This is a genomic window from Crenothrix polyspora, from assembly GCF_900163755.1.
Classification (GTDB): Bacteria; Pseudomonadota; Gammaproteobacteria; order Methylococcales; family Methylomonadaceae; genus Crenothrix; species Crenothrix polyspora.
Map to the genome: position 1 here is coordinate 1 of NZ_FUKI01000142.1, position 21,347 is coordinate 21,347.

At 41.8% G+C, this 21,347-nt stretch carries 25 protein-coding genes and 1 rRNA gene; 8 read left to right on the forward strand and 18 right to left on the reverse strand.

Features of this window, described 5'->3' with window-relative positions; genetic code table 11:
• The 8 genes from CRENPOLYSF2_RS14310 to CRENPOLYSF2_RS14345 all read right to left on the reverse strand — a co-directional run.
• Nucleotides 1-372: ribosomal RNA gene (locus tag CRENPOLYSF2_RS14310) — 16S ribosomal RNA — on the reverse strand; the annotation flags it as partial.
• Between the two features lie 260 nt (nucleotides 373-632).
• Entirely contained in the window at nucleotides 633-878 is a 246-nt protein-coding gene (locus tag CRENPOLYSF2_RS14315; protein ID WP_087144629.1) for a hypothetical protein, read from the reverse strand.
• Between the two features lie 207 nt (nucleotides 879-1,085).
• A complete protein-coding gene (locus CRENPOLYSF2_RS14320; protein ID WP_087144630.1) occupies nucleotides 1,086-1,685 on the reverse strand; it encodes an MBL fold metallo-hydrolase in 600 nt (199 codons plus the stop codon).
• Entirely contained in the window at nucleotides 1,669-1,893 is a 225-nt protein-coding gene (locus tag CRENPOLYSF2_RS14325; RefSeq protein WP_087144631.1) for a DUF1289 domain-containing protein, read from the reverse strand. The genes CRENPOLYSF2_RS14320 and CRENPOLYSF2_RS14325 overlap by 17 nt, the downstream gene beginning before the upstream one ends.
• Before the next feature lie 42 nt (nucleotides 1,894-1,935).
• Nucleotides 1,936-2,199 carry a DUF2024 family protein gene (locus tag CRENPOLYSF2_RS14330; RefSeq protein WP_087144632.1) on the reverse strand — a complete coding sequence of 88 codons (264 nt, stop codon included), beginning with the start codon at nucleotides 2,197-2,199 and terminating at the stop codon, nucleotides 1,936-1,938.
• Nucleotides 2,200-2,251: 52 nt separating this feature from the next.
• A complete protein-coding gene (locus CRENPOLYSF2_RS14335) occupies nucleotides 2,252-2,527 on the reverse strand; it encodes an oxidative damage protection protein (protein WP_087144633.1) in 276 nt (91 codons plus the stop codon).
• A 1-nt stretch (nucleotide 2,528) separates the two neighbouring features.
• Complete coding sequence (mutY, locus tag CRENPOLYSF2_RS14340; protein ID WP_087144634.1) at nucleotides 2,529-3,578, reverse strand: A/G-specific adenine glycosylase; 1,050 nt, start codon at nucleotides 3,576-3,578, stop codon at nucleotides 2,529-2,531.
• A gap of 28 nt (nucleotides 3,579-3,606) precedes the next feature.
• Complete coding sequence (locus CRENPOLYSF2_RS14345; RefSeq protein WP_087144635.1) at nucleotides 3,607-4,932, reverse strand: AsmA family protein; 1,326 nt, start codon at nucleotides 4,930-4,932, stop codon at nucleotides 3,607-3,609.
• Nucleotides 4,933-5,150: 218 nt separating this feature from the next.
• Between CRENPOLYSF2_RS14345 and CRENPOLYSF2_RS14350 the strand changes: the two genes are divergently transcribed.
• Nucleotides 5,151-5,447, forward strand: coding sequence for a hypothetical protein (locus CRENPOLYSF2_RS14350; RefSeq protein ID WP_087144636.1), 297 nt, complete (start codon nucleotides 5,151-5,153; stop codon nucleotides 5,445-5,447).
• Nucleotides 5,448-5,513: 66 nt separating this feature from the next.
• Here CRENPOLYSF2_RS14350 and CRENPOLYSF2_RS14355 read toward each other — a convergent pair whose 3' ends face one another.
• Nucleotides 5,514-6,119, reverse strand: a complete 606-nt coding sequence (locus CRENPOLYSF2_RS14355; RefSeq protein ID WP_087144637.1) for a peroxiredoxin — start codon at nucleotides 6,117-6,119, stop codon at nucleotides 5,514-5,516.
• Nucleotides 6,120-6,412: 293 nt separating this feature from the next.
• Here CRENPOLYSF2_RS14355 and CRENPOLYSF2_RS14360 point away from each other — a divergent pair, with 293 nt between their 5' ends.
• Nucleotides 6,413-6,925 carry a hypothetical protein gene (locus CRENPOLYSF2_RS14360; RefSeq protein ID WP_087144638.1) on the forward strand — a complete coding sequence of 171 codons (513 nt, stop codon included), beginning with the start codon at nucleotides 6,413-6,415 and terminating at the stop codon, nucleotides 6,923-6,925.
• A 273-nt stretch (nucleotides 6,926-7,198) separates the two neighbouring features.
• Complete coding sequence (ribA, locus tag CRENPOLYSF2_RS14365; RefSeq protein ID WP_087144639.1) at nucleotides 7,199-7,804, forward strand: GTP cyclohydrolase II; 606 nt, start codon at nucleotides 7,199-7,201, stop codon at nucleotides 7,802-7,804.
• Between the two features lie 29 nt (nucleotides 7,805-7,833).
• Here ribA and CRENPOLYSF2_RS14370 read toward each other — a convergent pair whose 3' ends face one another.
• A complete protein-coding gene (locus CRENPOLYSF2_RS14370; protein ID WP_245808013.1) occupies nucleotides 7,834-9,039 on the reverse strand; it encodes a M20 aminoacylase family protein in 1,206 nt (401 codons plus the stop codon).
• A 171-nt stretch (nucleotides 9,040-9,210) separates the two neighbouring features.
• Between CRENPOLYSF2_RS14370 and CRENPOLYSF2_RS14375 the strand changes: the two genes are divergently transcribed.
• Nucleotides 9,211-9,765: a DUF2058 domain-containing protein gene (locus CRENPOLYSF2_RS14375; RefSeq protein WP_087144640.1), complete on the forward strand. Its 555-nt coding sequence runs from the start codon at nucleotides 9,211-9,213 to the stop codon at nucleotides 9,763-9,765.
• A gap of 18 nt (nucleotides 9,766-9,783) precedes the next feature.
• Here CRENPOLYSF2_RS14375 and CRENPOLYSF2_RS14380 read toward each other — a convergent pair whose 3' ends face one another.
• The 3 genes from CRENPOLYSF2_RS14380 to CRENPOLYSF2_RS14390 all read right to left on the reverse strand — a co-directional run bounded on the left by CRENPOLYSF2_RS14380 (nucleotide 9,784) and on the right by CRENPOLYSF2_RS14390 (nucleotide 12,754).
• Nucleotides 9,784-11,313 (reverse strand): GGDEF domain-containing protein, encoded by a 1,530-nt coding sequence (locus CRENPOLYSF2_RS14380; protein ID WP_087144641.1) that lies wholly within the window; start codon nucleotides 11,311-11,313, stop codon nucleotides 9,784-9,786.
• Between the two features lie 55 nt (nucleotides 11,314-11,368).
• Nucleotides 11,369-11,998 carry a thiol:disulfide interchange protein DsbA/DsbL gene (locus tag CRENPOLYSF2_RS14385; protein WP_087144642.1) on the reverse strand — a complete coding sequence of 210 codons (630 nt, stop codon included), beginning with the start codon at nucleotides 11,996-11,998 and terminating at the stop codon, nucleotides 11,369-11,371.
• Between the two features lie 87 nt (nucleotides 11,999-12,085).
• The gene (locus tag CRENPOLYSF2_RS14390) at nucleotides 12,086-12,754 is read right to left on the reverse strand and encodes a c-type cytochrome (protein ID WP_087144643.1); all 669 of its coding nucleotides are present in this window, start codon (nucleotides 12,752-12,754) and stop codon (nucleotides 12,086-12,088) included.
• Between the two features lie 110 nt (nucleotides 12,755-12,864).
• Here CRENPOLYSF2_RS14390 and yihA point away from each other — a divergent pair, with 110 nt between their 5' ends.
• Both yihA and CRENPOLYSF2_RS14400 read left to right on the forward strand, forming a co-directional pair.
• Nucleotides 12,865-13,491, forward strand: a complete 627-nt coding sequence (gene yihA / locus CRENPOLYSF2_RS14395) for a ribosome biogenesis GTP-binding protein YihA/YsxC (RefSeq protein ID WP_087144644.1) — start codon at nucleotides 12,865-12,867, stop codon at nucleotides 13,489-13,491.
• A gap of 220 nt (nucleotides 13,492-13,711) precedes the next feature.
• Entirely contained in the window at nucleotides 13,712-15,370 is a 1,659-nt protein-coding gene (locus tag CRENPOLYSF2_RS14400; RefSeq protein ID WP_087144645.1) for a glutamine--tRNA ligase/YqeY domain fusion protein, read from the forward strand.
• Between the two features lie 63 nt (nucleotides 15,371-15,433).
• Here the strand turns inward: CRENPOLYSF2_RS14400 and CRENPOLYSF2_RS14405 are convergent, their stop codons facing one another.
• From CRENPOLYSF2_RS14405 to CRENPOLYSF2_RS14415, 3 genes are all read right to left on the reverse strand, one after another.
• A complete protein-coding gene (locus tag CRENPOLYSF2_RS14405) occupies nucleotides 15,434-15,817 on the reverse strand; it encodes an LSm family protein (RefSeq protein WP_087144646.1) in 384 nt (127 codons plus the stop codon).
• A gap of 144 nt (nucleotides 15,818-15,961) precedes the next feature.
• The gene (locus CRENPOLYSF2_RS14410) at nucleotides 15,962-16,345 is read right to left on the reverse strand and encodes a hypothetical protein (protein ID WP_087144647.1); all 384 of its coding nucleotides are present in this window, start codon (nucleotides 16,343-16,345) and stop codon (nucleotides 15,962-15,964) included.
• Nucleotides 16,346-16,447: 102 nt separating this feature from the next.
• Nucleotides 16,448-16,960 carry a hypothetical protein gene (locus tag CRENPOLYSF2_RS14415; protein ID WP_087144648.1) on the reverse strand — a complete coding sequence of 171 codons (513 nt, stop codon included), beginning with the start codon at nucleotides 16,958-16,960 and terminating at the stop codon, nucleotides 16,448-16,450.
• Between the two features lie 635 nt (nucleotides 16,961-17,595).
• Here CRENPOLYSF2_RS14415 and CRENPOLYSF2_RS14420 point away from each other — a divergent pair.
• On the forward strand, nucleotides 17,596-17,943 hold the full coding sequence (locus CRENPOLYSF2_RS14420) for an FUN14 domain-containing protein (RefSeq protein WP_087144649.1): 348 nt from the start codon (nucleotides 17,596-17,598) through the stop codon (nucleotides 17,941-17,943).
• A gap of 95 nt (nucleotides 17,944-18,038) precedes the next feature.
• On the opposite strand, the gene CRENPOLYSF2_RS14425 is transcribed toward CRENPOLYSF2_RS14420, so the two are convergent.
• A complete protein-coding gene (locus tag CRENPOLYSF2_RS14425) occupies nucleotides 18,039-18,968 on the reverse strand; it encodes a CysB family HTH-type transcriptional regulator (RefSeq protein ID WP_087144650.1) in 930 nt (309 codons plus the stop codon).
• Nucleotides 18,969-19,114: 146 nt separating this feature from the next.
• On the opposite strand from CRENPOLYSF2_RS14425, the gene CRENPOLYSF2_RS14430 reads away from it, so the two are divergent.
• Nucleotides 19,115-19,927 carry a sulfite exporter TauE/SafE family protein gene (locus CRENPOLYSF2_RS14430; RefSeq protein ID WP_087144651.1) on the forward strand — a complete coding sequence of 271 codons (813 nt, stop codon included), beginning with the start codon at nucleotides 19,115-19,117 and terminating at the stop codon, nucleotides 19,925-19,927.
• 550 nt (nucleotides 19,928-20,477) lie between these two features.
• On the opposite strand, the gene rsmI is transcribed toward CRENPOLYSF2_RS14430, so the two are convergent.
• Nucleotides 20,478-21,344, reverse strand: a complete 867-nt coding sequence (gene rsmI, locus CRENPOLYSF2_RS14435; RefSeq protein WP_087144652.1) for a 16S rRNA (cytidine(1402)-2'-O)-methyltransferase — start codon at nucleotides 21,342-21,344, stop codon at nucleotides 20,478-20,480.
• Nucleotides 21,345-21,347: the final 3 nt, after the last annotated feature.

Here is a 21,347-nt window from a genome sequence, read left to right on the forward strand (position 1 = left end):
CGCCCATTGTCCAATATTCCCCACTGCTGCCTCCCGTAGGAGTCTGGGCCGTGTCTCAGTCCCAGTGTGGCTGATCGTCCTCTCAGACCAGCTATGGATCGTCGCCTTGGTAGGCCTTTACCCTACCAACTAGCTAATCCAACGCAGGCTCATCTGTTAGCGAAAGGCCCGAAGGTCCCCCCCTTTCCCCCGTAGGGCGTATGCGGTATTAGCGTGCGTTTCCACACGTTGTCCCCCACTAACAGGCAGATTCCTACGCGTTACTCACCCGTCCGCCACTCGTCAGCGCCCGAAGGCCTGCTACCGTTCGACTTGCATGTGTTAAGCATACCGCCAGCGTTCAATCTGAGCCATGATCAAACTCTTCAGTTCAATATAGCTTTGTCACTTCTAGATGAGTGACCAATCTTGTATCGACAGATACAACAAATGAATTAACATGAGTTGATCTTGTGCCGAATGTCATATAACATCACCAACATCCATCACAAGCACCCACACACATTATCTTGATCTAGGTTTTTAAAGAGCGGTTAATCTTTCGATCAACTTAGTCCGCCTATTATATGCGGTTTTTTAATTCTGTCAATTTTTATTTTTTGTTTTTTAAAAAAAATAGCAAAAAATCTATTTTATTCGCTTTCAATCAAATACATATCTTGTAACAAAGTTCTTTCACCCGGTGTAAGACTAACACGAACATACTTTTTTTGCGTATCCTCTTCAAGTGCATCAAACATACTATCTGCCACATCACTTTCGCCAACTACCTGCTGACGACGCTCCCCTTGCCGACGATCACTGCTATCAGCTCTTTCTGCGTTACGACGAGGCACTGATAATCTACGTAAATTAGATCTTACGTCAACTACATTCATGGTTAACCACCTTATAAAATAAATATATTGTCAATATAACGCAACATAGTAAAAAAAATTCATATAAAATACAACGCTATGGAACGCAATTCGTAAATTTAAATTGTCTCAGTAAGCACATCAGCAACCCGATTAAGCGCTAAAACCCTAAAAATAAAGCCAAAAAACATCATCTTTTAAAAGCGTAACCAAACACGTCACTTACTATTAAAGCGAACGCGCTAAACGGTGCAAAGCCTCAGCACCGTGATTAAAAATGGGCCAACCATCACCCGATAACACGGTTTTAATACCACCCAAATCAGCAATACGCCTTACAGACTCAACAGCTCTCTCTCGATTAACCAGCTTGGCTGCGGGCAATAAGCACAACTCACCGCCAATATGACAGCGAATTAAATCACCGGTTATTAAGGTACTACCCTCTAAAACCAAAACAAGTTCGCCAGGCGTTTTAGAACCATTAACTTGATACGCAACCAATCCAGCTACAATTTCCTCATTATCATAAATCCAACGCTGACAAGTCATCGGAAAGCTCGCCTCTTCGCTGGCTGGCCCACACACAAGCGCCCCAGTTTGGCTGGCTAAGCGTTCAGCATCGCGGACATGATCACTGTTAGTAATGACAATGATTTTAACGCCTCCCAAACTTTGCAGATGATAATGATCATGCTCTGACATCGGCAAGGGATCAATGAGAATATTACCCGCCTCACGCACCCACAGCACACTGTGGAAATCAAGGTTGCGCTCTTCATTAAATACCGACCAACCAAACAAATCGAGTCTATGCAGTTGTTTCATCAAAAACTCCCTCATTTATTACACTCACACACAATGATTGGCGCTGACGTGCAGCAGCAATAATAAAGTAACGGGTTTTATCATCAGCTTCCGACCATGCACGAATTTCATCTATGGAACGAAAACACCCACTACAGACACTATTCTCATTCAAAATGCACAAACTCACGCAGGGCGAAGCCACCCGAACAGCATCTATCCTAACCATAGTATTCTCATACGTTAACTTTGGCGAAGTACAGACAAAGCATTATCGCGGACAACCTTCGAGCTTATAAATCCCATAGCCTTGATTATCAATTTGCTGCCTTAATTCGGGCGGCGCTTCTGCACTGTGGCAAAACAGGCAATTTTCCTGTGTAACCAACGCATCATGTGCGCCAATACTATGCAACCATGCCTTGGCATAAATCAAGGCTTTAGCCGCATCTTGCTCATCCATAACCACATCAAAATGCATAATTCTACCTTGAGCAGTTTTTGCATAAGTGTCAAATACATGTGAGATAGCCATAAAACCTCTTTTAGCTTATAAATTTTAGCGCAGTAATTTAATTATATACACATTATTCATCTTTCGGCGGCACATAGCCTTCTGGCATGTCGTTATTGCCTTCAAACAAAAATTTTGTCCGCTCTTCTGCTAAAAAAGCGCGGTGTTTAGGGTCAAAACTGGCCAGCTTATTTTCGTTAATCAACATAGTTTGTTTAGTTAGCCACTCTTTCCAGGCTTGTTTGGAAACTTTTTCAAATATCTCCTGACCTTTAGGCCCTGGAAACGGTGCTTCGTCTAAACCTTCAGCACTGATACCCAATTTTACACACTCTACTAATCTGGTCATATTATTCTCGTTGTTTAAAATGTTGCTGTAACAAGCGCTTAATCGGTGCAGCCAAACCTAGGCTACGTGTATGTTCGACCGTACACCATAGATTTTGCTCGGTATCCATAACACAGTTATCGACATCATCGACACACATTAAGACGGGCGTATAGTCTAAGTGATAATGCGAAAATGTGTGTCGCTTCGTAGTCAGCGTGTGTTGCTTTACGATGTTTATATTATTAATGACACACCAATCATGCGCTGATTGCAGACAAGAAAATTCCGGTACACTCCACAAACCACCCCAAATGCCTAATGAAGGGCGTTTTTCCAGTAATACGTGACCCGCAGCATTATGCAATAACAATAATGTTACGTGTTTAACAGGTATTTTTTTACTGACTTTAGGTGTGGGTAATACAGCAACTGTGTCGGTTAGCCTGGCTAGACACGCGGTGTTAACTGGGCAACGCACACATTGTGGTTTACTGCGTGTACACAGCGTCGCACCCAGATCCATAATGGCTTGCGTATAATCGGCAACGCGGTCTATCGGAGTAAAATCAGCACTCACAGCCCACAATGTTTTATTAACCTCAGCCTGTCCTGGCCAGCCCGAAATCGCATTAAACCGTGTTAATACTCGCTTGACGTTACCATCTAAAATGGGCTGTCTTTTTTGAAAAGCAATACTCATTATCGCACCCGCAGTAGACAAGCCAATCCCAGGCAAAGCAACAAGCGCCTCTAAAGTATTAGGAAAATAACCTTGTTCAGCAATAATTTGCGCGCTTTTGTGCAGATTCCTGGCTCTGGCATAATATCCCAAACCTGACCACAGACCCAGCACCTCATCCACCGGTGCGTGCGCTAACGCATCTACAGTGGGAAATTTTTTGGTGAATGCCTCAAAATACGCAATCACGGTGATAACTTGCGTCTGCTGTAACATAATCTCCGACAACCAAATACGGTACGGAGTAATATTACGTTGCCAAGGTAAATCTTTGCGACCACACACGTCAAACCACGCCAGCAGCTTTTGTTGAAAATCAATTGTATTCATTTAAAATTATCCGCTGTTGTTGCCAACATTAATGCGCTAAATTGAGACTAACCTGCTGCAAGTGTGCGCCATGCACCAGCAATTTATCAATAACTACGCGACCGGATATGCGTAATTTTCTTAACGTTTCAACCGGCATACCCGCCAAAATAGTCGCAGGATCGATGGACTTTTCCGGTATATGTTGCGCGGGTAAATAACCATCAACAGCAAGATTATCAATACGTAACCTAAGCAGTGTGGTCGGCTTAGCATAGTCTTTAATCGCTACCGAGCCAGTGAGCCGACTGTTATCCAATGTCATCGTCAAATTATTAACTGCAGCAGCCGTATCGGTGGCCTGAAAATTAAACTCAGCTGCCATTTGCTGTAAGGTTTTGGTATCACGTCGCGTCGGCAGTGGTATCGCCAATTGCTGCATAAATTGACTGGGATTAAAAGTTATGACCCGCATATGGCCGGTCATTGTCGCTGGCTTATTGGTAAAACGGCTCATGATATCCGAAGTTATCTGTATGCCAGCTAATTTTAATTGTACATCACTGGCTTTAAGCAGGTGTTCGGTCTTATCAAATAACACGTCTTTGCTACTTAAAGTAAATGCCAGTGATTTACCAGGTATAACTTTACCCGCAATTATGCTGTGTAACGCATTATTTTCTAAATGAAAAACACGAAAGCCGCTGTTCGTTGTCAGCGTAGTTTGGCCATTGAGCGACAAGGCCAGTTGCTGTTTTTTATCCCGTACTGTCATATTAAAATCACTGATGATTGGGGTATTTAACGCGATAACACTGGTTTTAAAGCCGATGTTACTCACTTCAACCTGTTGGCCAGATTGCTGATTTTCCCAGTTAATAGTTGCGTTTTCTATACGGATACCTTGACTGGTAAATGCCATTAACAGCGCAGTCATATTGATATTTTGAGACGGCACAGCACCTACAGATGCAGTGGGGGCTCTGCCCACCCAGTTATTTATACCACGCTGATTAGTTATTAAATTCAGCTTAAGCCCTTGTATTGTAACCATACCCACATCCATTCTGCGTGACAGCAACGGCAATAATTTAAGACGTAAATTGATATTATCAACAGACATGAAATAATTTTGAAAATCCTTGGTATTAGCAACGACAACAGCGCCTGTCGAAAGATTAAGTTCCGGAAAAATAGTCAGCTTTAATTGCCCAGTAAATTTAACATCACGACCCAAGGTAGTTTTTATTGCTGCACTGAGCTTAGGCTTAAAATCGTTGATATCAAAGATAAGCAGCACGCTACAAACGATAATTAACACAATCAAAAACGATGCTACAATGCCAACGAGCATGATTTTAATCGGTTTAATCACTGTAAATTCTCCGTGTTTAAAGGGTATCGGTATTCACATTTAATGCCTACCTAGGCCACCGCTGTATCTAATGCTTACCAAAATGAGTCGAACGCATTGCATTAAAAAACAGACCGCTTGCAACTCATAGATGGATACCACTTTGGGTATCAACCAAAATAGTGCAGCGCGGCATTCAAAGACATTAAATTATAATAACGAAATTAAAGAGGTGGAAGATGTCACTTTTAGCTAAATTGGGGGCTGTTGCCATTATTGTGTGGTTTTACATAACAGCAAAGGAAAAAGGCGAAAACCCGACAAAGTGGGCAATTATTGGCTTTATTGGCTATTGTTTATCGGCAGTGGCGGGCTATTTTTTAATTTTCAAACCAATGGCAGCGGTATTTCTTGCACATGGCACAGCCAGTAATCCGCTCATGGTCATGCTCATTAGCCAAGTACCCGCAGTGCTGGCGTTACTGGCTTCGGTATTAATCAGAAAACGTTTGATTGCTACTGTGCCTGAAAAATAAGCAACTATAAAAAAAGCGCATTATGCCAACATAATGCGCCCTTAAAACGACAAAATTACTTAAGGCTTACAACTTGTCAGCATTTTTATTTAAATAATCTGCTACACCGGCAGGACTTGCATTCATGCCGGCATCGCCTTTATTCCAGCCTGCTGGGCACACTTCGCCGTGCTCTTCAAAGAATTGCAATGCATCAATCATGCGCAATAATTCGTCCATATTACGACCTAATGGTAAGTCGTTAACCACTTGGTGACGTACCATGCCACTGCGATCAATTAAAAATGTGCCACGGTAAGCAACCGCAGGGGCAGCCGCTTCTACGTCATACGCTTTACAAATACTGTGCGCCATATCCGCAGCCATCGTGTAACGTACTGCACCAATACCGCCTTTATTGATAGGCGTATTACGCCACGCATTGTGGGTAAAATGTGAGTCGATAGACACAGCAATCACTTCAACATTGCGACGGGTAAATTCGTCCATACGATGATCTAAAGCAATCAACTCGCTAGGGCAAACAAACGTAAAATCTAGTGGATAGAAAAATACCACCGCATATTTACCACTGGTAGCGGCAGAAAAACTGAAAGAATCAACGATCTGACCGTCACCCAAAACCGCAGGTACGGTAAAGTCTGGGGCTTGCTTACCAACTAAAACACTCATCGATTAATCTCCAAATATTATTTTATTGTGCATCACGTTTGAGTAAAACTGAGCGCTACAAGGCAAATACCCAAAAATCTACCCAGTTGTACATCTGGGTATTTTACACCAAAGCCATTAAAAATTGTTCAGCTATGATTTTTTGCTTGCTTTTTTTTTACATTAGCGATAATTTGTAGTCATTGGACTACAAAATTAACAGTAGCCCTGAGTTTAAAACACGGTACTTATATCATCCACCGTGTTCAAATCGTAGTAGTCATTATTAATAATTCTTGATGGGGGAATTGTTCATGCCAAAAAATAAACATATAACAGAACCTGACGTATTCGGTTTTCAAGTGCGCATTGTAAGACGCGGCAAAGAAAGTAGCCGTTATTTTTCTCACAAATTGTGGGGCAATAAAGGCAAATCGCTGCAAGCGGCCATTACTTGGCGCGACCAAATGTTGGTGGTATTAAAAGGCAGTAAAATGCGCTTTCTTAAACCCCCTAAAAACAAAACCACAACTGGGGTTACCGGCGTTTCTCGCACCATAAAATACGATCATCGCAAAGATAAGAGTTATTTGTGCTACACGGTTTTTTGGGTCAGCAACGGCAAATCCAGAAATAAAACCTTCCAAGTGGGCAATGTCGACAGAGTTACCGCAGATGATGAATTACATGCGTTTCGGACGGCTAAACTGTTCAGAAGCAGTTATGAGTTCGCTATTGATAACGACATTGAGTTTCTCGACCATAAATTTGTCGGTTGGAAAAGAACGCGCTTGTATGACAATGAAAACCTTAACCCAGTAGCTTAGCCAACAGCGACTAACGGCCAAACCAGTTACACCCGACATTCTAACGAGTCAGTGACTTTATCGTCAACCGAATATCCTGCGCTGCGCATAAAGCTCACAACGTCACGGTAGATTGTTAACGGCACTCGCCACTGGTAATCTGTGCTAGAAAGTAATGAGAAATGTCTACCGTATGCTGTTAAATTTATATTTAATAACGGATCGCTATAATTATTTAACTCAATAGCTTATGATTTGGGTAAAATAGTTAAAATTTCGATCCGTTAAAACCTTGTGAAACAGCAATTAAAAAACCTAGTACAGACACCGATACCCACTAAACACGGCGAATTCATCCTCCATTACTACAGTAACAACATTGATGACAAAGAGCATATTGCCTTGGTTAAAGGTGATGTTACCGGCAAAAGTCATGTGCCTGTGCGTATTCACTCCGAATGCTTTACTGGCGATGTATTAGGTTCACGGCGCTGCGATTGTGGCGAACAACTGGATTTGGCTCTGCAAATTATTAATGCCGCAGGCTTTGGCATTTTAATTTATCTGCGCCAAGAAGGCCGTGGCATTGGGCTATTAAATAAGCTACGCGCATACAATCTACAAGATCAAGGCATGGATACCGTCGATGCTAACATTGAACTAGGTCATCTTGCCGACGAAAGAGAATACAGTATTGCAGGCCTAATACTGGATGACTTACAGGTTAGCTCTGTAGAATTAATTACCAATAATCCCAAAAAAATCACTTCTTTAGAAAAATTAGGTGTACTTGTAGAAAAGCGTATTCCGGTTGAAGCCCTTGCTCACTCTGATAATATCGATTATTTAAAAACCAAAGCCAAAAAAATGGCGCATTTATTATTTCAACCTAAAAAATAGTCGGTTACTACAAGTTAAGATCGGAATCTCTACTCCGAAGTGATAGATTTAGCCACGATTTCACGGCTTACATCATCACCCAGCAACAAACCCACCAAATTAACCCAATAAGCCGCACCAATAGAGACTATTTCATCATTGAAATCATAATGTGGATTATGTAGTAAGCAACTGTTTGCCGACGAACCATTGCCTATCCACATATAACAACCAGGCTTTTCCTGCAACATAAAAGCAAAATCTTCCGAACCCATGCTAGGTGTAGGATTTTGATTAACGCACGCTTCACCTGCGACAGCAATTGCTGCCTGCAAGGCAAGCGCCGTTTCCCCGTCACTATTTAAAGTGACGGGGTAGCCTTCATTATCTGGATTAAATATTACACCCGCTGTTGCACCAAAACTTGCACAAATCGCTTTGACTAATTGCTCAATTTTATGGGCTATCGCAATTTTAACATCGGGATCAAAACAACGAAACGTGCCACGCAGTAACACAGACTCTGGCAAAGCATTCCAAGTATTACCCGCATGAATCTGAGTAATACTGACAACAGCAGAATGCACTGGGTCAAGCGTTCGACTAACGATGGTTTGTAAGGCATTAATCACTTGCGCGGCAATAACAATAGCATCATTACCCAAATGCGGCATGGCAGCGTGGGTAGCTTGCCCTGTTATATTAATTTCAAAACAATCAAACGAGGCCATCATTGCGCCGGATTTAACTGCAAAATGTCCAACGGGGATATCTGGAAAGTTGTGCAAACCAAACACACAACTGGCCGGAAATTGCTCAAACAAGCCGTCATCAATCATCGCTTTGGCACCTGCACGGCCTTCTTCCGCAGGTTGAAAAATAAAATACACCGTACCATTAAAATCACGATGCTTGGCTAAATACTGCGCCGCTCCCAATAACATCGCCGAATGACCGTCATGGCCACAGGCGTGCATAGTGTTGTTATGACGTGATTTGTAAGCAAAACTATTTTGCTCCTGCATTGGCAAGCCATCCATGTCGGCACGCAGTGCAATTTTTTTATCGCCATTGCCCACTGAAAGCGTTGCCACAACACCTGTCTTGCCCAAGCCCCGCCGTACGTGCAAGCCAAAACTACGCAATTTATCAGTAATAAACTGCGCGGTTTGTGTTTCTTCAAACGCCAATTCTGGAATTTGATGCAACTGCTTGCGCCAGGCTTGCATGGCATTTATTTCGGTTAGATTAAACATTGTGTCAAGTATCGGCGTGTGCCAGCAAGTTAAAGCTATTTATTTTCAGCCTGCATAGCGCTGTAAAAGATTATTTTTGTATGGCTTGAATTATAATTGAACGCGGATTGTTTGGAACAACAATCCGCGCAACATAAGCGTACTTTGACAATATAATTGGAATTTATACAGATGACACAAAAAAAACTTTCTTTACAAGAGCAATTATTAAAAGCGGGCTTAGGCAACGCCACACAAGCAAAACAAATTAAAACCGACAAACACAAGCAAAACAAATTACAAAAAAACAATAATATTCAAATTGTTGATGACATTGCGGCACAGGTGCAACAAGCGAAAACCGATCAGTTAACTAAAGATCGTGAACTGAATGCCTTACAAAAACAACACATCGAACACAAAGCAATACAGGCGCAAATAAAACAATTAATTGAGCTTAATTGCAAGCCACAAGATCCTGATGGTCTTGCCTATCGCTTTAATGATAACGCTAAAATAAAAACGCTGTATGTTAGCAATCAAACACGGGAACATCTCAGCAAAGGCGTTTTAGCGATCGTTACATTTAATCAGCACTATGCGGTTGTGCCTGCTGAGATTGCCGAAAAAATCAGGCTGCGTGATGCCCGCTGTGTCATTGTGTTTAATGACGCACATGCCATTAATGAAAAAACTGCCGATGATCCTTACGCGGCATTTCAAGTACCTGATGACTTAATGTGGTAAAAATAGACAATATTATAATTAATCACTACAACATTGATTACGGCCTTGCTGTTTTGCCTTATATAAAGCACTGTCCGCGCGTTCAAATGCCGTTTCTGAGGTATCATCATCCATAAATTCGGTTACGCCACAAGAGATAGTAATTGGCCTGAGTTGCCTACCGTTATAGTTAAAATCAGTTTGCTCGATAACGTAGCGCAATTGATTTGCCAACCTAACCGCCATTGCTTTATCTGTGTTTGGCAATAACATAGTAAATTCTTCACCCCCAAACCGAGAAATAAAATCAGTTTCGCGGCAATGTTCCGACAATTTTTTGGAAATAGTACGTAATACTTCATCGCCGTATTTATGGCCAAATTCGTCATTCGCTTGTTTGAACAAGTCAATATCCCAAATGATCATGCTGAGCGGCATTTGATAACGTTTCCAGCGTGCATACTCGTTGTGCAATCGATCTTCATAAGCAAGACGATTGGGCAATCCTGTTAAAGCATCACGAAAAGCCTGGGCACTGGCACGCTCAAGTTTTGATTTTAACTCTTTGGACTCCGCATCCATTTCTTTAACTTTTTGCGTCAACTCTTCAAGCTGTAGCTGGGTTTTTTTACGTCGCGCACTTTCTTTCTGATTATAATCTTGGATTTCAGTGGTTATTTTTATCAATCGGTCATTGATAATTTCTTTTAAAGACTCCAACTTAGTTGCATTATTGGATGTCAACTGTAACTCTTCTATTTGCTCGGACAGCGACTGATCTAATTTACTACGCCGCAATTCTGATTCTAACGCAACCTCATTAGCACCGTGAACTGTTTGATCTAATTCAGCCAACTGCTCGGTAATGTGTATTAGAAATTTATCAATATCCTGACGTTCCAATTGATTGTGTTGCTTTATCTGCAACAATAAACTGATGGATCGATCTAACAACATAACAAATGGGACAGCCGTATTGACAGCCACCAACTCTTGCTTTACTGCATGCGCTTGCTGACTAAATACGATTGGAATATCAATACCTTCCAGCAACCGCAACAGCTGATCACTGACAATCTTAATATCAATCTGATTAACAATCCCCTCAACTAAGCCTGCACTGGGTACATCAAGATTAATAATCGCCAGCAAGGTATTAAATAATTGTTCTTGATTATCGGATGTATTGGTATTTCGCAACGCTTGCAAGGCCGATTGTTGCTGTGTATCAGTGTATTGACGCAATAAAAAATCAAACAGAAATCCGGTGTCCGAAGATGATTTATAATTGTCGGCATTCAAACCGCCCAAGGTATCAATAAAGTGTTCTAAATCTTTTTTAAGGGTACTGCTGTCAATACCCTTTTCTAAATGATGTCGAATACTGTGTAAATATTGATCAAGCTGTGCATTAAAACCACTGGCTGCTAACGCTAAACGTATAATTGCTTTGCAGAGCAGCTCTTCTTTTTCACGACTCATATCAGCTGTTTGCTGCTGAACATTAAGTAATTCTAAATACTTATTTTTCCATTTATCTTTATCAACATCTTTGGTAAAAAAACCCATAATCTAAGCCTTATCAATGAATTAGGGTAGGCCTTAGCGAGCTATCGCCGTAATATTATTTTTTTATGCCATTTTCTTGCTTAATAAGTCGCGTCATCACTTCAATCATTTTTTCATGCGACCCAGCCAAAGGGCCATTAGTTTTATATTTTCCATTAATAACAACGGCAGGAACACCTGTTAACGCGTACTGTGCAGCCATCAGCGGCGCTTTACGCATTTTTGCATCAATAACAAACGAGTTGAAGGTATCGTGAAACTCGGCTTCTTTGACACCATGTGCCACAAAAAATTTAGCCAATTCATCTTCTGTTTCTAAACTTTGTTTTTTATTTTGTACTGCGTCAAAAAAATCATCATGAATTTTTTCAACCACACCTAATGCCTCGGCGGTATAGTAAGCTTTAGCATGTTTTGCCCATACGTCGTTAAAAGCGGCTGGTTGTCTGATAAATTCAACATTTTTTGCTTGGCTTTTTACCCATTTTTTAAGTTCAGGTTCAAAAGCATAACAATGTGGACAGCCATACCAAAAAAACTCAATGACTTCAATTTTATCGGCATGTTGTGTCGGTTGTGCAGGCGATAACACTTCGTAGCCAGGACTTACTTCCTCGGCTTTTAATACAGCTGCCATCGAAAACAATACAATAAACAAGCTAGCTAGGGGGATTTTTTTAAGCATTGTCAAAAGCTCTCTAAAAAAATTAGACAAATAAATTAATGGTATCATTAATTGTTTAAGCTGGCCGAAACAATTAATTTGTAAGGTTTATTTCATCGCAGAAAGTCGATAAGACACCGCTTTGATTTGCTCATCACTCATTTTTTGAGCAATCATGTGCATCATATTATCGGGGTTGGTACTGCGGACACCGTTTTTAAAATCAGTCAGTGTTTTAATTAAATAATCCGCATGCTGTGCGCGTAAAGCCGGAAAAGCAGCCGGTTTATTACCTTCACCTGTTAAGCCGTGACAGGCAACACACGCTGATACGGCATGCGCTATATCACCGTTACGATAAATGTTACTGCCTTCAGCCAACAACGCTGGCATAGTTAATTTAGCAACTGGCTTTTGTGCGTCGTCATCATCTGCTGGCGGTAATGTCGGGGCGGCATTGGCAGAAATATTTTTGCTGGCATAATAGTCGGCAATATCAGCAATGTCCTGATCACTTAACGCAGCGGCTATAGCAGACATCATGGCATCGTTGCGGCTGCCATCTTTAAAGGCGTGCAATTGTTTTGCCAGATAAGACGCATGTTGTTCGGCCAGTTTTGGAAAATTCGGGGCAGAACTGTTACCATTTTCACCATGACAACCTGCACAAGATGCCGCTTTGTCTTTTCCTGCGTTAGCATTGCCTTCTGCGTGTAGAATACCGGACGTACTAAGCAACGCCAAAGAAAGTGAATATACCAGCCATGTTTTCTTCATCAGGTTCCCCATCGGAATAAAGTTGTTATCTATCGGTAGCCTCAAAGGTACTTAAGCTACGAGGTTATTGTTGAATTTTAACCTAATTAACTTAGCTAAGCGAGACAACGATGAACCCAGTTTATCATCAAGCAAAATTTATTAACAGTGCCCCGCATCTTAAGGACACTCCTGACGATCAAGGATTGGAGATTGCCTTTGCAGGCCGCTCAAACGCCGGCAAGTCTAGCGCCATTAATACCTTAACCCGACAAAATTCCTTAGCGCGGATCAGTAAAACCCCAGGACGTACGCAAATGCTGAATTTTTTTGCCATTACTGAGCAGCAGCGTTTTGTTGATTTGCCCGGTTACGGCTATGCCAAAGTGCCGGAAGCTGTCAAAAAACAATGGCATGCACTCATGGAGACCTATCTGAGTCAGCGTAAATCTTTGTGTGGCATTGTACTGGTAATGGATATTCGCCATCCACTAACCGCGTTTGACTGGCAGATGATTGAGTGGTGTCAGCATTCTGGATTACCGCTGCATATTTTGCTCAGCAAGGCAGACAAACTGACCTTTGGCGCGGCTAAAAATACTTTACTGGCGGTACAAAAAGAGTTAAGTGGGATACCTGTACCCATCACACTGCAAATGTTTTCTTCGTTAAAGAAAACCGGCGTGGATGAGGTACATAAAGCGTTGGATCAATTTTTTAGTTTGTCCCAAATCGAAACAAATCTTATGGTAGATTAATCGTAATTATCGACAACGAATGACTAAACACAACCAGTACGAACACGGCACACATCAGACCATAAGACGGCCTACCAATCTGGCGTGTTTTTGTGGTTTCTGCGCCTCATAAAACAGTATTTACCCGTGTTTTATTAGCCTAAATAAATACATTCGGTTATATTGGTTTAATTAGTTTTTTGGACTTTCATTTACCTCGCACATTAAATACCTACGCACCATGTCTACTACTGAACCCCAAGCTCCCGCGCATTTTATTCGTCACATTATAGCGACTGATTTACACAGCAACAAACACAACGGCAAAGTGATTACCCGCTTCCCACCCGAACCCAATGGCTATTTGCACATTGGCCATGCCAAATCCATCTGTCTGAATTTTGGTATGGCAATAGAACATAACGGCACTTGCAATCTGCGTTTTGACGACACTAATCCAGAAAAAGAAAGTGTCGAATTTATGGAATCCATTGAACGCGATGTGCAATGGCTGGGCTTTAAATGGGCAGAATTACATCATGCGTCAGATTATTTTGAGCAGCTGTATCTGTACGCCGAAAACTTAATCGAACAAGGCAAAGCCTATGTTGATAGCCTGTCCGCTGAACAAATCCGCATCTATCGCGGCACGTTAACTGAAGCGGGCAAAGCCAGTCCTGATCGTGATCGCACTATCGCTGACAATCTGGATTTATTCCGCCGTATGCGTGCCGGTGAATTTGCCGATGGCCAGTATGTATTACGCACCAAAATCGATATGGCTTCGCCCAATATCAATATGCGTGATCCGGCTTTATACCGCATTCGTCGCATACACCACCACCGTACCGGCAATGATTGGTGCATCTACCCAATGTACGATTACACGCACTGCATTTCCGATGCGCTGGAAGGCATCACCCATTCTTTGTGTACGTTAGAATTTGAAGATCATCGCCCGCTCTACGACTGGGTACTGAATGAACTGCAAACACCGTGTCATCCACAGCAAATTGAATTTGCCCGTTTGCAATTGGAATACACTATCGTCAGCAAACGCAAACTCAATCAGCTAGTCACAGAAAAACACGTTAGCGGCTGGGATGACCCCCGTATGCCGACGATTGCTGGCTTACGCAGAGCCGGTTTTACACCGAAAGCCATCCGTGATTTTTGCGAGCGTATCGGCATTACCAAACAGAATTCCTGGATAGAAATGGGGGTGTTAGAGCATTGCATTCGTGAAGACTTAAATGAAAATTCACCGCGCGTCATGGCGGTATTGCAGCCGTTGCGCGTGGTTATCGACAATTACCCCGATGACACCGAACAACTGGAAATCAGCAATCATCCGCAACAACCGGCATTAGGTAAACGCCAAGTGCCGTTTTGTAAAACCATTTTGATTGAGCGTGATGATTTTTCTGATAACCCACCGCCTAAATACAAGCGCTTAGTGGTCGGCGGCGAAGTACGTTTGCGCGGTTCCTATGTCATTCAATGTAACGAAGTAATTAAAGATACAAATGGCTGCATCACTGAGCTGCGCTGTAGTTATGACCCTAACACCTTAGGCAAAAACCCTGAAGGCCGTAAAGTAAAAGGGGTTATTCACTGGGTATCCGAACAACACGCGCTATCTGCTGAAGTGCGCTTATATAATCGTTTATTTGCACTGCCGCAACCGGATAATGAAGATAATTTTTTGGACGCGATAAACCCTAATTCGTTGGAATTATTATCGGATTGTAAAGTTGAAGCCAGCTTAGCAAATGCACTGCCCGAAGCGCGTTTTCAGTTTGAGCGTAACGGTTATTTTTGTCTGGATAAAGACAGTGTTGCGGGAAAATTGGTATTTAATCGCACAGTAAGCTTGCGCGATAACGGGGAAAAAGATTAATTATTACACGGGACGCGCATGATTAATGCCCAAACCCTCAGGCTTGGGCATTCAACTACTCAATTATGGCGCAACGCTTAACAACCAACCGCCACTGCCTTTACAGCCGTTAGGACCTAAAGCATTAATAGTAATACGGGCATAATCGCCTTTTGCAGATTCAGGAATAACCCCTGTCACTTCATTACCGGCTTGATTTTTAGGCGTGATAGTCACCGGAACTGGCTCACCTTTAATGGTAACAACAATGCTATCAGTGATGGTGGGTGAAGATGCTCTAAAAGAAAAGCTGGAATTGGCTTCGACAACAGAGTTAGCCGCCGGGGTAAAAGTACTAAAAGTAGGTTTAGTGCAATTGGTGCCGTTGCTTTTGCTGCCCGCGTATGCCAAGCCACTGCTGCCAATAGCCATTAACATAATGAGACATACTGTATTTTTAGTTTTCATTTAAACGCCCTAAATGGTAGCTGATTTTAATTAATCAGCTGGCTAAGTTAACTGATTCTGCGGCTTTGTCAAAGCCATTCATGTGAGCGGGGCATAATATTTTTGCAATAACTACCCATACAGTTACTGCTAGCCACATCCAGACTATGGCAATACTTTTAACAGCCAGCCATCAGTGCCTTTACAGCCATTTGCACCCTCTGCAGCAATTTTTATGCGCACAAAGCTGTTTTTTGCCGATTCAGGAATAGTGCCGGTAACGTCAAAGCCTGAATTTTTAGGTGTAATATTAATGCCAATGACGTGATCTTTAATCGACACACTGATGCTGTCTGGATTAGTTTGTGCTGACGCTGAAAAAGAAAACGTGGCATTGGCGGCGACTTCTGCTTTATCTACTGGGGTAAAATGACTGAATTTTGGTTTGCTGCATGCACGGGCACTGCTTTGCGGGCTACCACCATAAGCAAAAACACTGCTGGAAGCGGCCAATAGCAAGATAACCGTTAAGATGTTTTGAAATTTCATCAAAAATTCCTGGGGTGAAAGATTAAATACGCGAGTCATTAACGTAACTGAATTTACATCACTGTCAACCCACAGCCAACATTTCAGATGCTTTATTTAGCGCTATATATCCATAAACAGCATAGGAATACCGTAAGTTAAAATAAAATAGCTAAACGCCAAGGTCACACTGGTACTGGTTTTATAAAACAGCATTTTGCGTAAAACGTAACTGACAATTGCAATATACCAGCCCACCAAGGCAAAACCGATGGCAATGGAAATTTCTTCAGCAAATTCGACATGCTGCATTACCATTAAAAAATACATGGCTTCAGTGAGGGTAGCCAGTGTCATAATAAAGTTTTCACAAACAAAAATGGCGGTAAACAGCTGCTTAAAATAACCTAATTTTTTGACAATCAGCAATAAAGTGGCACACGATAAAAACGCCATGATAGTACGTAAAAATACCTCTAACGAGCCATCGGCAGGATCGGAAATGAGCCCTTCAACAATGCAACCGGAAATCAGATAAAACGCCACCGTATTCCACATAAACGATTTATGCGGTACTAAATCGGCGGGGTTATTTCTAAAAAAGCACAGCGCGAGGTATTTAAGTAATAAGGTCATGGGTTACGATTAGCTCATAAAGCAAATGCTTGTTAAAGAAATTAAACAATCCACCATTATAACCGCTAGTACCACAGCAAAGGGATGTCGCCTTCAACAATCTAAATCATCGCCAATTACATCTACTTGAAAAACAATAAAAAATAGACACCAACCAACCAACAAAAAAACGCGTCACTTACTGTGCATTAGACGACAAAATACAGCGTCCAAGCTGAAGAAATAATACATATCAGCTCACAAATAACGTTAGCTTATGACAATTCCAGTAATCGCACACGCTGCAAAACTAGACTATCTATTTGAAAAATAGTAATATTATTCGTTTACAATGCGTTTATTCTGGATTAATGACAACTAAAGTATCGGGTAGGTAGACGTTAGCGGCAACCCAACATAATGGCTTGAGAAAATATTGGCTCCCCCTAAACATCACCGCGCATTCTGACTAAAAATACGGCATATCTATAAAATATCTAATACTAAACATGGCTACCGACTTAAACTGACACAAAATGTAGCTTGAATTAAAGGCCTTTCTCAGCCCAAGATGATTGCTATTATTTTTTGCTCTACCTTAATTGGTTAACCATAAATACGCGTAAATAACCTATATCACACATTAATATTCAGTTATGAACATAAATACCTCAGATTTCTTACCCTCCAGTGATATTTTTTCTCCCGACGTTTTAGTAGGCAATGTCGGTGCGCCTTTTGCTATAGGCATAGCAGTTGGTTACTTTGCCAAAAAAATGCTGCGTACTGCTTTATTTTTGGCCGGTGCTGTCATTGTGGTGTTATTTGTTGCCGAATATTACGGCATAACCCGCATTGACGACATACATTTACAAAGTGCCGCAACAGTTGCCACCAATGCGGCTAAAAATTCTGGTAGCTTTTTGGTTAGCCGTTTATCACACATTACAGCAAAAGGTGTCAGTGCCACCGCTGGTTTTTATATTGGTTTTAAAATGGGCTGATTTGGCTCACGCATTAACAACCCGCTAAAAAACAACTGTGCCGTAACATGCGTTATCTGACTAAACGCACCGTGTCATCGCATGCCTGCTCTGCACTAAAACTTTGTCGCTTTAAGCGCGGTAAAAATCGCTTTACGACTTAACTTAGGAACCAATAAACTAATAAAATCATATACGTAATCCCGTAAAAACGCCTCTTTACGCACCCCAAGATAGGTGGTACTCACTGGGAATAAATGACTAACATCGACCATTCGTAAACCGCTATCCCGCTCAGCATCATAAGCCATGCCGGCCAGTAAGCCGATACCCAAACCCAAATTAACGTAGGTTTTAATCACATCCGCATCAATCGCTGTTAATACTACTTTGGGCTCCAGCCCTGCCTGATTAAAAATCCGCTTAACCAATGAACCGCCGGTAAAAGCAAAATCATAAGTAATCAGCGGATATTGAGCGATTTTTTCTAAGCTGAGTGGCAGATCAGTTAATAACGGATGATTTTCTGGGGTAACCACGCAGCGATTCCACTGATAACACGGCAAGCACAGTAATTTATCGTAAGTATTGATTGATTCAGTCGCAATGCCGATATCTGCTTCACCACTAACCACTTGCTCAGCCACTTGTGTGGGGTTACCCTGATGAATCGTCAACACCACATCGGGGTAAGTACGCATAAATTGCTTAACCGCCCTGGGTAAAAAATACCGCGCTTGGGTATGCGTTGTCGCTATCGTTAACATGCCTGTATTTTTTTGGGAGAAATCCTCGCCAACCCGCTTAATACTGTCTAGCTCACGCAACATACGTTCCGCCAACTCAACAATCACCTTACCCGGCTCAGTCACACAAACCAAGCGCTTGCCGTGTCGCTGAAAAACCTGCACCCCCAATGCCTCTTCCAGCAATTGAATCTGCCTGCTCACGCCAGATTGCGAGGTATGCAAGGCTTCGGAAGCGCGTGATATGCTTAAATTTTGCCGTACTATTTCGCACAGATAACGTAATTGAATCAGCTTCATTGTTCATTCCTTGATAAGATGGCGGCGTACTCTTTATGCTTGAGTAAGATATAAATAGCTTAACATATTATTAAAGCACAAATTGATAACAGTTTATAATAGCGCTCTTCCCAACTCTCTATTTTTTATTTCACAGGAATTAGCGTATGAATGTCATGTACTCCGTCTCAGGTTTTGCAGTGGGACTATTAGTGGGTATTACCGGTGTCGGTGGCGGCTCGTTAATGACACCTTTATTGGTGTTTTTATTCGGTTTTAAGCCATCAGTAGCAGTAGGTACTGATCTTTTGTATGCAGCTCTTACCAAAAGCGCGGGTGTTTTTGTACATCATGGTAAACATAAATCTGTCGACTGGCAGATAGTGGGATGGTTAGCCCTCGGTAGCTTGCCATTTGCCATATTAACTCTGCTTACCATTAAGCATTATATGGCCATAGGTAAAGAGACAACCGGCATGATCACCTTCTCGCTGGGTGTTGCGTTATTATTAACCGCCTGTGCTTTGCTAATACGCGCGGTTTTATTAAGAAAAAAACAAGCTCAAACAGCCATTGACGATAAACTGAGTGCCATGCAAAATGCCGGACGCTTTTCACCCAGCTGGCAAATACCTGCGACAATATTTACTGGCGCTATTTTGGGTATATTGGTCACGCTATCTTCTGTAGGTGCCGGAGCGCTGGGCACTGTTGCCTTATTATTTCTTTTTCCACGCGCAAGCACTTTAAGAATTGTCGGCACTGATATTGCCCATGCTATTCCTCTTACCGCACTGGCAGGTTGGGGACATTTTATGTTGGGTAATGTCGATTTAACTTTACTGGGTAGTTTACTAATCGGCTCTTTACCTGGCATTTGGATAGGCAGTCATTTAAGCGCAAAAATTCCAGAGCGCTATTTGCGTCCGGTGTTGGCTTCGGTATTGCTGTTAATCGGCCTTAAGTTTGTGTCGCAATAACACACTAACCATATCCTGACGGCGCTGGTGCATAAACAATACTTTTAAAAATCATACTGTTATAGTTAAATTTTTACGAAAAATACGCTGTTTTTCGCAAAAATCAGCAAAAAAGGAATACTCTAACCGACATTCCGCACCCCTATTCATAATTTTATGATTAAATTTAATTTAATAATTTCAGTATGTTATAAATTTGTCGAATTTTTGGCGTATTTTCAAAGTCATTTATATCAGCTTATATTTAACAAAAAACAAACGAGAGATGAATTTTTCTTGTTTTAATTCGAAAGTCTAAAATCCAAAAAAATACTAAAATTCATTAAATATCAATATGTTATTTAAATGCTGAATTTTTATTTAGGGGTGCGGAATGTCGGCTCTAAAATTTAAAATGTTTTTTATTTCATGTTGTTACAACCATGATTTATGCACCAACGCCCAGTTGCGAACATTTTGATACCGCCGGGTTGTGCGATGCGGCACCTTGTGATTGCTCATTTTAATACGTTAAAATACGTCTTTCAGTGACTTAAAAGCAATTTGTTCTTTAATCATCGGCAAAGCGTTCGCCGTTAAGTGTCAGCGCCACTTGATATAATAGCTTTTTCCTAATGCCAGTAATGTCAGCGGCCATAGCAACGGCGGTTTTAGTAGAGCATTGTTTCAGCATAACGCCGAGTAAACGTTTGTGTTCTGGCGTAATAAGCTGCTCACTTTTATCTAGCACCGCACCTTCAACAATCACTACAAACTCGCCTTTGCGCATATTATCATCGTTTGCGACCCGCTCAAGCACCTCAGCTAAACTGGCTTTAACAATGGTTTCGTGCAGCTTTGTTAACTCTCTGGCCACCACAATAATACGATCAGTCGGCAAAACCTCGGCCATATCCTGTAAACACGCTAAAATTCTATGGCTGGACTCATAAAATACCCACGTTGTTGAGCTTAGCAATTTTTCATTGAAAAATGTTTTCCGCGCTGATGAGGTTCGTGGTACAAAGCCTTCAAATGAAAACGGTATCACTGACAGACCCGATACCGAAAGCGCCGTAATTAACGCACACGCACCAGGAATCGGAACGACATCAACATGTGCCTCTTTAGCTAGCTTAACCAAAGGTAAGCCAGGATCGCTTAATAACGGTGTGCCTGCATCCGATACGATAGCAATGGATTGCCCATCGCGCAATTTCTGCAAAAGAGCAGGTGCAGCGCGATCTTCATTGTGCTGATGCAGGGCGATTAAACGATTGGTAATACCATAATGTTGTAGTAACATTTTCACATGTCGGGTATCCTCAGCGGCAATTAAATCGACCTGTTTTAATGTTTCAATACCACGTAAGCTAAAATCTGCTAAATTGCCTATAGGTGTGGCGACGACGTATAATTTTCCATAATCAGTTGACATTCG